We start from the raw sequence: 12782 nt of genomic DNA, 5'->3' as shown, positions 1-12782 counted from the left end.
CCCGGCGACAGCCTCCTCTTCGACGCCGACGCCCGCCACGGCCCCGAAGAGCTCAACCAACTCCCCGCCCGATACCTCTCCGTCATCTCCTACCCGCAGAGTTGAGGTCAGTCGGGCCCGGTCCCCGGCGAGGTGGGCGCCCCATCGTCGTACTGGGACAGCCATTCGACCATCAGCGGTCGGTTCCGGGCGAAGCCCTTGTAGACCGCCAGCGGCTCGGGAAGGTCCTGGATCACGCGGTGGAGGCGGCGGCCCCATTTCGGGACCGTCACGAGGTCCTGGAACGAGCAAAGGTAGGCCCGGATCGGGAAGGCGAGCGCGTTCGAGCGCGGCAGGCGCCAGAAGCTCTGGAGCTCCACCCTCAGATGCTGCCGTTGGCCGATGTTCTCCTTGGTCAGCGTCGCCTTGGAAGGACCCCATTTGTGATAGTTCTCGGGGCTCGTGTCGAGCAGCGGGTCCACCGTCATGGTCCAGTTGAACCGGCGGAAGGGCTGGCCGTGCTGGATGTTCATCAGGAACTTCAGCGCCCGGTCGAAGACGCCCATCTCGTGGGGCCATGGGCACGGGGGCGTGCCATTCATGGAACTTCATCCCGATGTCGAAGTCGAGGCTCCAATCCGCCTGGGTCGTGACCATCCCGGCCTCGATCCAGAGCGTGCCCTCGCGCTGGTCCTGCAGCGTGAAGTCGCCCTGCGTCTGGCGGGTGATGTACTCCATCGGCCCGTAGGGCAGCGTGCTCTCGTCGAGGAATGTGAACCTGTCGTCGATACCCAGCGGCCGGTTGATCCAGTGCCAGCGGTTGCCGTCCTTGTGGAGCTCGAACCAGTCCGGATAGTCGCGGGCCTTCGACTCCATGATGAGCTCGAGGAGGTCCCAGCCGGCGAGGGTCATGTGCGGCAGCGACTGGCAGCGCAGCGGGTCCTCGGCCAGGACCATCGCGCGGTCCTTCATCTCGGAGACGTAGTGCTCGTCCACGTCGAAGGCGTGCTCGAAGACGGACCCCTCGGGCCCGGGCAGGTGCCGCTCGATGTTGACCGAATACATGTACTGGTCCCGGTCGAACGGGAACGGGAAGCGACGGACCCCGGCCGGCGAGTTGCGGAAGGTGAAGTCGCCCCGGAACGAGACGTTGTTGAACTCGAAGCTCATGGATTCCTCCCTCAGCGGTCCAGGACCAGCAGGCGGCCCTCGAAGCGCGACATGCAGGGCATGATCTTGGTGCCCTCGGCCTTCTGGGCGTCGGTGAGCCAGTGGTCGTTGTGCAGGATGCGGCCGTCGCAGGCCAGGACGTCGGTCTCGCACTGGCCGCAGGCGCCGCCCCGGCAGAGATAGGGCGCGTCCACGCCGGCCGCTTCGATGGCCTCCAGCAGCGACTGGTGCGCGCCCACGGTGATCCGCTTGTTGGAGGCCGCCAGCTCCACCTCGAAGGTCTGGCCGGTCGGGGGGGCGAGGAACTCCTCGTAGTGGATCGCCTCGGACGGCCAGCCCAGGGCAGTCGCGGTGTCGATGACCCAGGCCAGCATGGGCTTTGGCCCGCAGATGTAGACGTGCGTGCCGAGGGGCTGCCGGGCCAGCAGCCGTTCGAGGTCGAGCCGGGTGCCCTCGTCGTCGAGGTGGAGGTGCACGCGGTCGCCGTAGCGCTCGGACAGCTCGCCCATGTAGGCGCCCAGGCTGCGCGAGCGGGCGGCGTAATGCAGCTCGAAGCGCTGCCCGAACCTATGGGCCTGCGCCATCATGGCGATGAACGGGGTGATGCCGATCCCGCCGGCGATGAAGAGGTGCTTGCGGGCCCGCAGGTCGAGCGCGAAGAGGTTCACGGGATTGGAGATCACCATCTCCATCCCCGGCCGGACCACGCGATGCATGTAGAGCGACCCGCCCCGCCCCACGTCGTCGCGGCGCACCGAGATGGAGTAGCCCGAGGTGTCGGCGGGGTCGCCCATCAGCGAATAGGGGTTGCGGCGGCGGATGCCGTTGTCGTCCATCTCCACCACCGTGTGCGCCCCGCCCGAGAAGGAGGGAAGCCGCCGGCCCTCGCGATGGACGAAGCGGAAGCGGGTGATGAGGTCGTTCACGGGGACGACCTCCTTGACGACGACAGGGATCTGCTCGGCGCCGCTCATTGGAACCTCACCACTGGCGTGGGCACCTGGCCCGGATCTTCGGCGTCGATGTTGACGCCCTGGAAGGCCGCGATGCGGCGCGAGTAGTGGTCGCGGACGAAGAGCCAGAGCCCGCAATGCGAGCACTGGAAGGGGTCGGTCCGCACGTCCTCGGTGATGCCCTTGCAATGGACGCACTGCACCCGCCGGACGGTCGAGCCGCGATGCTCGGTCTGCACGGCGGTGTGCGGCAGGCCGGCGTCCGTCACCTCCCGCAGGGCCTGGCCGATCAGTCCCTCGGTCCCCGCGAGGTAGACCTGCGTCCCCATGCGGGCGTCCCCCAGCACGCGGCGGAGCCGGGGCAGCGCGGCGGCGAAGGAGGGGGCGCGATGGAACTGCGCCGCCCCCAGCGCCGCGAGCCGGTCCGACAGGTCGGTGCCGTTCGGCCCGGGGCAGTAGATGATGTGGGTCCGGGCCAGCATCGCGGCGGCCTCCGGCGCCCTGGCGAGGCAGTCCAGGATCGCCTCGGCGCCCTCGCCGTCGGCGACCATGAGATGCCCCTGCCCCCGCCTCGGCTCCAGCTCGCCGTAGACCGGCCGGCTCAAGATCGACGGCTCGAAGATGGTCTTGGTCATCCGCTCCCCCTGCCCCGGACCCGGCCTCAGCCCTGCGCCGTGCGCCGCTTCTTCTCGGGATCGTGGAACGGCATGGAATGCGTCGTCGCGGCGATCTCGCCGGCGGCCTCGCTCTGCACGGTGAGCTTGGTGCCGTCGTTGGCGCAGTCCACGGGCAGGCGCGCGATGGCGACCGTCCAGTCGTTGAGCGGCGAATGCATGGCCTGCGTGACCACGCCCACCTGCTTGCCGTCCCGCATCACCGGGGCGCCGTTCTCGGGCGCCACGTCGCCCTCGAGCTTGAGGCCCCAGATCCTGAACCGCTCCTTGCCCTTGAGCCGGTAGTGCTCCTCGGCGCCGCGGAAGCCCTTCTTCCCGGGCGAGACGGTGAAGTCGAGCCCGAGCTCCCAGAGCGTGTCGCCCGGGCCTTCGTCCTCGAAGGGATACATCTCGGAGTTGTCGTAGGGGAAGAAGAGCAGGTAGCTCTCGGTCCGCAGCAGGTCGAGCGTCGTGAAGCGGCAGGGGATGATCCCCATCTCCTGGCCCTCGTCCAGGATGCGGTCCCAGATCATCGTCGCGTCCTGGCCGCGGCAGAAGATCTCGTAGCCGCGCTCGCCGGTGTAGCCGGTGCGCGAGATCATCACGGGCTTGCGGAAGAGCGAGGTCTGCATATGCGCGAAGTAGGGAAGCTGCCGGATGCCCGGCACGTGCTTCTCGAGGTAGTCGACCGCGAGCGGCCCCTGGAGCGACAGGTCGTGCAGGTTGTCGTCGAAGCGGATCGACACGTCGCGGCCCGCCGCCGCCATGGTGAGCTGCTCGTGCCCCTGGCCCGAGCCGTGCACCACCATGAAGGCGTTGGGGCCCGTCCGGTAGATCACGCAGTCCTCGATGAACTTGCCCGCGTCGTTCAGCATGGCGGCATAGACCGACCGGCCCGGCATGAGCTTTTCCATGTTCCGGGTGGTGGCGCGGTCGATGATGTGGCTCGCCGCCGAGCCGGTGACATGGACCTTCTTGAGGCCCGACACGTCCATGAGCCCCGCCTTGGTGCGGATGGCCATGTACTCGGGCATGGGATCGCCCGCGTAGCTCCAGGCCGTCCCCATCCCGCTCCAGTCCTCGAGGTCGGAGCCAAGGGCACGGTGGCGGTCGGCCAGCGTCGAGAATCTCCAGGAGTTGGTCATCGGTCTCCCCATTGCTTGTTTTTTGGAGGTATCTTGCAAGGCCCTGACCGTGAAATCAACACTGCAGGGCAGATTTCTTTCCCGTGAGAGAACATCACCGACCAAAAGGGCGGCCCGATGGCCGCCCCCGGCAGGATTTCGCCTGCCTCAACCCGGCAGGACGAAGAACCAGTTCGCCCAGAGGACCAGGACGGCGCCCGCCGTCAGGGCGAGGTAGGGTCGGATCCCCGCCCGGCGCTCGCCCAGGTGCGACGTGTCGCCGTCCGGCGGAAGGCCGAGGTCGATGAGAGCCTCGCGCGGGAAGCGGCCCTTGTCCTGGACGTAGTGGCGGAACCAGAAGACCGGCAGGATCAGCGCGGCGAAGAACAGGCCGGACCAGAGCGCGCCGGAATAGCCCCAGACCTTGGCGCCCGCCCCGAGGAAGAGCGCGTTGACGAACGCCAGGACGGTGTTGAGCCCGATCAGGAGCGTCGGCGCCTTCCAGGGGCGCGGCAGATGCGGCGAGTCGATCCGGTGGATCCAGCCCGCATTCAGGTTCAGGAAGTTGAAGATGATGTAGCCCACGTTCGAGATCGCGAGCACGTAGAAGTAGCCCGCGACGTCCGAGGCGAGCGCCAGCAGGAACAGGTTGAACGCGAAGTCCGTCCACATCGCCCCGGTCGGCGCGCCGTGCTCGTTCACGTGGGACAGGTAGCGCGGGAGCCAGCCGTCCTTGGAGCCCTGATAGAGCGTCCGCGACGACCCGGCCATGGCGGTCATGATCGACAGGAACAGAGCGAGGATCATCAGGATCACGAGGACCTGCGTCACCACGCGGCCCGCGCCGACCATGCTTCCCAGCGCCTCGGCGATCCCGGTGCCGTCCACGATCCCCGGCGCCAGCATCCCGGCATGGCCGAAGACGCCCTGGAACGAGAAGGGGATCAGGAAGAAGAAGACGATGCAGAGCAGGCCCGAGAAGAAGATGGCCTTGAAGGTGTCGTGCGCCGGGTTCTTGAACTCGCGCGTGTAGCAGACCGCCGTCTCGAAGCCGTAGGTCGACCAAGCGGCGATGTAGAGCGCGCCGAGGACCAGCGTCCAACCGCCGACGTTCCAGGCCCCGTCCTCGCCCGAATAGGCGGCGCTCGGCGGCACGAGCCCGGTGACGTTCGATTCGATGATGGAGCCGTTCAGGATCGGCACGATGCCGACCAGGAACAGCGGAACCAGCACGATGATCGCCAGCCACTTCTGCGCGCTGGCCGTCGAGGCGATGCCGCGGTGCTGGATCGCGAAGATGATCAACATCAGGATCGCGCCGATCAGGAAGACCGCGTTGAAGTGCAGCGTGCCGAGCCCCGGAATGGCGAGGTCATAGGCCGTCCAGGTCCGGACCGCAGGGGTGAGCGCCGCGACCGCGCCCTCGGCCGTGGCCCCCGCGTTGGCCGCCATCCAGTCGAGCACGGCCTGGCTGTCCGTGGCCGGGATGGGGAACAGCGCGTTCAGGATGTAGCCGGCGGCGATCGCGCAGCCCAGCGACAGCACCGGGCTCCAGGCGAACCAGTTGCACCAGACCGACAGGGGAGCGATCAACTTGGAATAGCGGAGCCAGGCCGTGGCGCCATAGACCGAGGTGCCGCCCGACTTGTTGCCGAACATGCCCGCCATCTCGGCATAGGTGAACGACTGGAGGAACCCCATGCACATGGAGATCATCCAGACCGCGAAGGCCATCTTGCCCGCGACGCCGGCAATCCCGCCGATCGAGAACAGCACCAGGGGCGGCACCCCGCCGCGACCCAAAAGGCCCCGCGCCACGTCAAGGCACGGATCAGCTCGCCCGAGGGCCTAGCGGTCCCCAACGCATCCGTTCGTTCCAGGGTCATCCGACCACTCCCCGTTGTCTTGTCCTTCCTGGCACCCAGGGCTCTTCGTCCCCGTGGCTGCGACAGAGTGCCTCAGGTTGGCCGAACAGCAAGCGTTTTTTGCCTCGGGAGAAAAAACTTGCCCGGGCGTAGGGATGTAGGAGCCGGGTGCCGGCAACCCGGACCGGATTAACGCTTGGATTTTACCTTTCTTCTTCTTGACTTGGTCATGACGGGAACTGTCGGGAGCTTTTCCCGTCCGACGAACCCCTGTCAGGACTGCGGGCGTGTCTTCTTGGGGTCATAGGCGCTGGGCGGGGTGACGCGCGCGGGCAGACGCTTCTGCTGGCCATCCAGCTTGCCGACCTCGACCTCGGTTCCGACCTCCGCGTGGGCGACATCCACCCGCGCCAGGGCGATGTTCTTGCCCAGGATCGGCGAGCGCGTGGAGGACGTGACGACGCCGACCTTCGCACGGCCGACATGGACGCTGTCGCCGTGGCCGACATCGACGTTGGAGGCGATCTCCAGCCCCACGAACTTGTGGATGGGGTGCTCCTTGCGGCGGACCAGGGCCTCGCGCCCCACGAAGTCGTCCGGCTTGGACTTGAGCGGCACCGCGAAGCCGATCCCGGCCTCGAACGGGTCCGTCTCGTCGCTGAACTCGTAGCCCGCGAAGATCAGGCCCGATTCGATGCGCACCATGTCGAGGGCGTTGAGGCCCATCGGCCTGAGCCCATGGGGTTGCCCGGCCTCCCAGACCGTGTCCCAGAGCTCCAGCGCGTCCTTCGGGTGGCAGAAGATCTCGTAGCCGAGCTCGCCGGTGTAGCCGGTGCGCGAGACGACCACGGGGGCGCCGGCCGGGCCCCTGAGCCGCGCCGGGGCGAAGCGGAACCACCCCAGCTCCTCGAGGGCCGGCTGGTGCGGCGCGGTCCAGATCACGTCCTTCAGGATCGTCCGGCTGAGCGGCCCCTGCACGGCGATGTTGTGGAGCTGGTCCGTCGAGGTGCGGACCATGGCCTGCAGCCCCAGCTTCTCGGCCTGCTCCCGGATCCAGGTCGCGCCGTAGTCGTCGCCGCCGATCCAGCGGAAGTTGTCGCGGCCCAGGCGGAACAGCGTGCCGTCGTCGATCATCCCGCCGTGCTCGTAGCACATCGCCGAATAGACGACCTGCCCGACGCTCAGCTTCTTCACGTCGCGCGTCAGCACCCACTGCATGAGCGCCTCGGCGTCGGGCCCGGTGACCTCGACCTTGCGCAGGGGCGACAGGTCCATCACGGCTGCCCTCTCGCGGCAGGCCCAGTATTCCTCCAGCGTCCCGTTGGCCGAATAGACCTGCGGCAGCCAGTAGCCCCGGTATTCGGCCACGTGGCGCGTCAGCGCCGAGGTGCGGGGGTGGAAGGCGGTCTCCTTGGTCATGCGGGGCTCCGATTGGGAGGTCGGGCGATACGCGACCGCGCGGGAGAAGCTCTCTTTGCCTGAATAGGTGCGCACGTGGATATCCGTGAGGTTCCAGCCATTGGAGGGAGAGGTGTCGTCGGGGCAGGCCGAGTTGACGCAGACCAGGTCGGTCAGCGCGCGGAAGAGCACGTAGTCCCCCGGGCGCGACCAGGGCTCGTCCGAGACGAGGACGCCATGGGCGTCGATGCTGGTGTTGAAGAACAGGTTCACCGCCATCCAGCCCGGCCGGGCCGTCACCCCATGCGGCGCCAGCGCGCGGTTGAAGTTCTCCGAGCAGTTCGGGTGCCCCGGGTAGCCGATGTCGTCGTAGTACTTCGCGCTGCAGGCCAGGGCGAAGGCGTCGTGACGCCCCACCGTGTCCTGCACGACCTCGACCAGCGGGACCATCTCCTGATCGTAGTACTTGGAGTGCAGCCCGGGCCGGGAGAAGTCGTGGCCCATGAGCGTGCGCGAGGTGGTCACGTCGATCGGATGCTGGATGCCGCGGTCGAGCTTGCGGGCGTCGAAGGCTTGGAAGTCGGTGCACTGGCGCCCGTCCACGTCGATGACCTGGATGTAGTCGCCGGCCTTCACCAGGAAGCTCTCGGCGGTCGCCGATCTCACCCGCAGGTCGAGCACCGGATCGGCCAGCGGCTCCGGCAGGTCATGCCCCAAGAGATCGCGAGGGCGGGCACGGTCGATGGTGAGGATCAGCGGCGTGGCCGTATCCTGGTCGTGGGGGGACATGGAGACGGCGGGGGCCACGACGACCAGATCGCAATCCGCGACCGCCGTGAAGCCGGCCTGCTCGCCGGCCCGCGTGTCGGGACCGAACAGGTTCACGCTCGTGGCCGGGCCCAGGTCGATCCCCCTGCGCAGCAGCCCGGCGCGCAACCGACCAAGGCCGTTCCAGGCCGCGTCCGCCCCCGCGAGCATCGCTCGGAGGCCGCCTGCGTCTCCGCTCGCGCGCGTCCCGAGGAGGCCTGCGTCGAGACGGCCCCGGGCGTCGGCGGCCAGGAGTTCGCAAGGCTGGCCACCTTCGACATTGGCGATGGTGACCCGGTCGCCGGCCCCGATCCGCACGAGCAGCGCCCCTCCGCCCGGCACCTCATGGCGCTCCCGCCCCGACGCGAGGCCTGCCGTCAGGATGCGGCTTGGACGAGGCGGCCCTGGAACGATATGGGGATACGGGTTGTCGAGCATGAGACCTCCGTTGCCAGGCATCTTGCTTGTGCGTAAACTTATTTGATCCAAATGAATATCAGCCTTTCCTTGGGCTGCAACGTTCAAATGCCCGCCACGGCGTAGGAGGTCGTCTTGTCGCTTCTCATGGGGACCCTTGCCGCGCTCGCCTGGGGGGTCCACGACATGGTGGTCCGGATCGTCAGCCCCCGGGGAGACATCGCGCCCCTCCTCTTCACGGCCCTCCTCGCCGGGACGGCGCTCCTCGCCCCGGTCGCCCTTCTTGCGGACCAAGGCAACCCGCTGCCCTGGCCGTCGCTCGCCTTGGCCCTGCTGGCCGGCCTCGCCTTCGCGGCCGCGAGCATCGGCCTCTATCGCGCCTTCGCGATCGGACCGGTCCGGCTCGTGGCGCCGGTCTGCGGCTCCTACCCGGTCCTCTCGCTCACCATCGCGGCCCACCAGGGCCGTCCGGCGGCGCTCTGGGAATGGGCCGCCATCCTCGCGATCGTCGCCGGCCTCGCCCTGGCGGCCTCCCGGAGCGAGGACGAGCCGGCCGGCCCCCGAGGCCAGGCGATCCTTTGGGCGCTCGTCGGCGCCACGGGCTTCGCGCTGACCTTCGGCCTCGCGCAGAGGGCTGCGTCGGACGGCGGCGAGCTGACGGTCACGGTCGTGGCGCGCCTGGTCGCGCTCGGCTGCGTCGGAGGCTGGATGATCCTGGCCCGGATCCCGCTCGCGCCTGCCCGGGCGCAATGGCGGCCCCTGGTGCTAGTGGGCGCGCTGGACGCCACGGCGATCAGCCTCGTGGTCGCCGCCGCCCGGTTCCCGTCGCCGGAATATGCCGCCGTGACCTCGTCCGTCTTCGGGCTGGTGACCATCCTCCTCGCCTGGCGCTTCCTGGGCGAGGCGATGAGGGCGACCCAATGGCTGGGGGTCCTCATCGTCTTCGCCGGAATCGCCGCGATCGCGACCTGACCTCGGGTCAGCTCGCCTCCTGGAGGGAGGACGGCTCGGGCTCCGTCCGGAGGTAGCTCTCGAGGCTGTCCTCGAGCGCGTCCTTCCAGGGCGTATGGTGGACGGGCGCCATGGTCCCGGTCATCACCGAGCGGTAGGCGTGGTTGCGGAAGCCCATGATGTCCTGCTTCTTGTGGTCCTTCCACTCGAAGAAGGCCTCGTTCGCGCCCTTGATGTCGAAGGACGGATAGTCCGTCAGGTCGATCAGCTCCTGCACGTAGGCGCCCTGGTACTCGATGGCCTCGTGCGAGTCGGCGCAGGCGTCCTCGGCCGCCTCGCGCGCCTTCACGTCGGCCCGTCGCTCCTCATCCGAGGCCGGAACCTGGATGCGGCCCAGGATCACGTCGCGGACGTACCAGGCCTGCGCGTCGAACATGTTGAAGGTGTACCACTGGTCCTGCATGCCCAGGTAGAACAGCTTCGGGTTGGTCACGTAGACCACGCCCTTGTAGAGGTCCGCGGCCGCGAGCCGGTTCTTCGTCCGCAGGCGGAGGTCGTCGGCCAGGAACGGGAAATGGTGCTGGTAGCCGGTGCAGAGGATGATCGCGTCCACCCGCATGGTGGTGCCGTCCTTGAAGGTCGCGATGTTGCCCTGCACCTTCTCGAGGATCGGCACCTCCTTCCAGTTCTCGGGCCACTTGAAGCCCATGGGTGCCGTGCGGTGCGCCACGGTGATGGACTTCGCGCCGTATTTCCAGAGCTGGGAGCCGATGTCCTCGGCCGAGTAGCTCGTCCCGATGAGGAGGACGTCCTTGCCCGTGAACTCGCGCGCGTCGCGGAAGTCGTGCGCGTGGAGGACGCGACCGTTGAAGGTGTCGAAGCCGGAGAACTCGGGCACGTTGGGGATCGAGAAGTGGCCCGAGGCCACCACCACCCAGTCGAACTCCTCGGTGATCTCGCGGTCGTTCACGAGGTCCTCGACGATGACGGTGAACTTCTCCGTCGCCTTGTCGTAGGTGATGCGGCGCGCGACGTGGCAGAACCTGATCCAGTCGCGGACGCCCGCCTTGTTCACGCGCCCCTCGATGTAGTCGAACATCACGGCGCGGGGCGGGTAGCTCGCGATCGGCCGACCGAAGTGCTCCTCGAAGCTGTAGTCGGCGAACTCCAGGCCCTCCTTGGGACCATTCGACCACAGGTACCGATACATGGAGCAATGGACCGGCTCGCCATGCTCGTCGAGGCCGGTTCGCCAAGTGTAGTTCCAGAGCCCGCCCCAGTTCGACTGCTTCTCGTAGCAGACGACCTCGGGAATCTCCGCACCCTTGGCCTTGGCCGATTGAAATGCCCGAAGCTGCGCCAGTCCCGACGGACCCGCGCCGATCACTGCCACACGTTTGGTCATATGCACCCCCTGTTTTGGAAAAATCCTATCGAGGCCTCATCCTTGCTGTCAAATTATTTTCCCTCCGGGAAAAATGCCCGTCGGCGAAGACTTGCGCTGATCCTCGATGGGCCCCCCCCCGTGGGGTATGGATCGGGTGGTCCTCTGGCCGGAGGCGGGGGGTGGGGGCCATGCGGGGGGGTGGCTATTCCGCGGCGGCGTCGAGGGGGTGTGGGGCGTCGAAGCCCTGGCGGCCGACGGAGGCGTAGGCGTGGAAGCCGGCGGCGCGGGCCTCGTCGGGGGAGTAGATGTTGCGCAGGTCGGCGAGGCGGGGCTCGGCCATGGCGGAGGCCAGGCGCCGGAGGTCGAGGGCGCGGAACTGGTTCCACTCGGTGAGGATGGCGACGAGGTGGGCGCCCTGGGCGGCGGCGTAGGGGTCGTCGAGCCAGGCGACGCCGGGGAGCAGGTGCTCGCCCTCGCGCCGCCCCTGCGGGTCGACGACGCGGACCCGGGCGCCCCGGGCCTGGAGGGCGGGGACGATGGCCAGCGAGGGGGCCTCGCGCATGTCGTCGGTGTTGGGCTTGAAGGTGACGCCGAGGACGGCGACCGTGCGGCCCTCGAGGGCGCCGCCGGCGAGGGCGGCGAGCTTGTCGACCATGCGCGCCTTGGTGGCCTCGTTGACGGCGATCACCGCCTCGGTGAGGCGCAGGGCCACGCCGTGGTCGCGCCCGGTCTGGGCAAAGGCGCTGGTGTCCTTGGGAAAGCACGAGCCGCCGTAGCCGGGGCCGGCGTGCAGGAACTTCGGGCCGATGCGGCCGTCGAGGCCGATGCCGCGGGCCACGCTCTTGACGTCGGCGCCCACCGCCTCGCAGAGCGCGGCCACCTCGTTGATGAAGGTGATCTTGGCGGCCAGGAAGGCGTTGGCGGCGTATTTGGTCATCTCGGCCGATTCGAGGTCGGTCCAGACGATGGGGAAGTCGCGCAGGAACAGCGGGCGGTAGATCTCGGCCATGACCTGGCGGGCGGGCTCGGAGGGGCCGTCCAGCCCCACCACCACCCGGTCGGGGCGCATGAAGTCGTCGAGGGCCGCCCCCTCGCGCAGGAACTCGGGGTTGGAGGCCACCGCGAAGGCGAGCTCGGGCCGCGCCTCGCGCAGGATGCGCGCCACCTCGCGGTTGGTGCCCACCGGCACCGTCGACTTGGTCACCACCACCGTGGGCCCGGAGGCCGCCTGCGCGATCTCGCGCGCGGCGGCGTAGACGTAGCTGAGGTCGGCGTGCCCGTCGCCCCGCCGCGACGGCGTGCCCACGGCGATGAACACCGCGTCCGCCCCGCCCACCGCCTGCGCCAGGTCGGTGGTGAACGACAGCCGCCCCTCGGCCACGTTGCGCGCCAAAAGCGCCTCCAGCCCGGGCTCGTAGATCGGCACCTCGCCCCGCTGCAGACCCGCGATCTTGCCCGCGTGCTTGTCCACGCAGACCACCTCGTGCCCGAAGTCGGAAAAGCACACCCCCGACACCAGGCCCACATAACCCGTCCCGATCATCGCAATGCGCATGGTTGCCGATCCCCTTCACGTCCCACTGGAGGAGCCGTGCACCGGGACGGGAGGTGGGTCAAGGCACCCCGCTTGCGGAGGCGGCGCTTCGCCTGTTCCGTAAGGTGTATGTCCTTCACGCTGCACCAGCTCCGCAACTTCGTCGCCGTGGCCGAGGCTGGGTCGGTGAGCCGCGCCGCCCAGGCGCCGTCGGCCTCGGCCAGGAAGCGTCCGGTCACCACCTCCGGAAGTCGTGCCCCGCCCGCCTAGCCCGCCCGGCCCGTCAAAAGCCCTGATGGCGCAGGCTACAGCCCTCAGGCCCAATTCCGAGCACATCCCTGACGCGAATCAGCTAGCAGCCTTTACTTCCTCGGGGTTGCGTTCACGGACCGCCCAAAGAGCAGGCACCAAGATCACGTTTCCGTCAGCCACCAACTGAAACCTGAGATTTTCCGGCCACATGGGCGTCAGTTGGAGGCCGATCTCGTTCCACCATCTTTTCGCTCCGGTTGTGGGGTGTTAACGGCCCGTTAACCCTGCGATC

At 68.4% G+C, this 12782-nt stretch carries 9 protein-coding genes and 2 pseudogenes; 3 read left to right on the top strand and 8 right to left on the bottom strand.

The genetic code is table 11. The features are described 5' to 3' along the window. Nucleotides 1-105 (top strand): annotated as a pseudogene (locus tag RUMESO_RS27065) (helix-turn-helix domain-containing protein); the annotation flags it as partial. A 2-nt stretch (nt 106-107) separates the two neighbouring features. Here the strand turns inward: RUMESO_RS27065 and RUMESO_RS09070 are convergent. From RUMESO_RS09070 to RUMESO_RS09045, 6 genes and pseudogenes are all read right to left on the bottom strand, one after another. Then, a pseudogene (locus RUMESO_RS09070) lies at nt 108-1149 on the bottom strand (heme-dependent oxidative N-demethylase family protein). A gap of 11 nt (nt 1150-1160) precedes the next feature. Then, nucleotides 1161-2123 (bottom strand): PDR/VanB family oxidoreductase, encoded by a 963-nt coding sequence (locus RUMESO_RS09065; RefSeq protein WP_037279762.1) that lies wholly within the window; start codon nt 2121-2123, stop codon nt 1161-1163. After that, nucleotides 2120-2737: a dimethylamine monooxygenase subunit DmmA family protein gene (locus tag RUMESO_RS09060; protein ID WP_037279760.1), complete on the bottom strand. Its 618-nt coding sequence runs from the start codon at nt 2735-2737 to the stop codon at nt 2120-2122. Before RUMESO_RS09060 ends, RUMESO_RS09065 begins: the two co-directional genes overlap by 4 nt. Nucleotides 2738-2763: 26 nt before the next feature. Further along, entirely contained in the window at nt 2764-3900 is a 1137-nt protein-coding gene (locus tag RUMESO_RS09055) for an aminomethyl transferase family protein (RefSeq protein ID WP_037279759.1), read from the bottom strand. A 147-nt stretch (nt 3901-4047) separates the two neighbouring features. After that, nucleotides 4048-5655, bottom strand: a complete 1608-nt coding sequence (locus tag RUMESO_RS09050) for a trimethylamine N-oxide permease (protein ID WP_245639209.1) — start codon at nt 5653-5655, stop codon at nt 4048-4050. Between the two features lie 362 nt (nt 5656-6017). Next, complete coding sequence (locus RUMESO_RS09045; protein ID WP_037279757.1) at nt 6018-8387, bottom strand: trimethylamine N-oxide demethylase; 2370 nt, start codon at nt 8385-8387, stop codon at nt 6018-6020. Nucleotides 8388-8501: 114 nt separating this feature from the next. Here RUMESO_RS09045 and RUMESO_RS09040 point away from each other — a divergent pair, with 114 nt between their 5' ends. After that, a complete protein-coding gene (locus RUMESO_RS09040; protein WP_051521162.1) occupies nt 8502-9338 on the top strand; it encodes a DMT family transporter in 837 nt (278 codons plus the stop codon). Between the two features lie 7 nt (nt 9339-9345). On the opposite strand, the gene RUMESO_RS09035 is transcribed toward RUMESO_RS09040, so the two are convergent. Continuing rightward, a complete protein-coding gene (locus RUMESO_RS09035; protein ID WP_037279755.1) occupies nt 9346-10722 on the bottom strand; it encodes an NAD(P)-binding domain-containing protein in 1377 nt (458 codons plus the stop codon). Nucleotides 10723-10906: 184 nt separating this feature from the next. Beyond that, the gene (locus RUMESO_RS09030; RefSeq protein ID WP_037279754.1) at nt 10907-12259 is read right to left on the bottom strand and encodes a UDP-glucose dehydrogenase family protein; all 1353 of its coding nucleotides are present in this window, start codon (nt 12257-12259) and stop codon (nt 10907-10909) included. A gap of 108 nt (nt 12260-12367) precedes the next feature. On the opposite strand from RUMESO_RS09030, the gene RUMESO_RS25045 reads away from it, so the two are divergent. After that, complete coding sequence (locus tag RUMESO_RS25045) at nt 12368-12508, top strand: LysR family transcriptional regulator (protein ID WP_156362792.1); 141 nt, start codon at nt 12368-12370, stop codon at nt 12506-12508. The last annotated feature ends 274 nt before the right edge of the window (nt 12509-12782 follow it).

The organism is Rubellimicrobium mesophilum DSM 19309 (assembly GCF_000600335.2).
In the GTDB taxonomy this organism is placed as follows: domain Bacteria; phylum Pseudomonadota; class Alphaproteobacteria; order Rhodobacterales; family Rhodobacteraceae; genus Rubellimicrobium; species Rubellimicrobium mesophilum.
This window is presented reverse-complemented; position numbering and strand designations above follow the sequence as displayed.

Bases quoted from the DNA above. Each gene is read 5' to 3' on its own strand.
- RUMESO_RS09035 (WP_037279755.1), bottom strand. From the start codon at position 10,722: ATGACCAAACGTGTGGCAGTGATCGGCGCGGGTCCGTCGGGACTGGCG.
- RUMESO_RS25045 (WP_156362792.1), top strand. From the start codon at position 12,368: ATGTCCTTCACGCTGCACCAGCTCCGCAACTTCGTCGCCGTGGCCGAG.
- RUMESO_RS09045 (WP_037279757.1), bottom strand. From the start codon at position 8,387: ATGCTCGACAACCCGTATCCCCATATCGTTCCAGGGCCGCCTCGTCCA.
- RUMESO_RS09060 (WP_037279760.1), bottom strand. From the start codon at position 2,737: ATGACCAAGACCATCTTCGAGCCGTCGATCTTGAGCCGGCCGGTCTAC.
- RUMESO_RS09065 (WP_037279762.1), bottom strand. From the start codon at position 2,123: ATGAGCGGCGCCGAGCAGATCCCTGTCGTCGTCAAGGAGGTCGTCCCC.
- RUMESO_RS09030 (WP_037279754.1), bottom strand. From the start codon at position 12,259: ATGCGCATTGCGATGATCGGGACGGGTTATGTGGGCCTGGTGTCGGGG.
- RUMESO_RS09055 (WP_037279759.1), bottom strand. From the start codon at position 3,900: ATGACCAACTCCTGGAGATTCTCGACGCTGGCCGACCGCCACCGTGCC.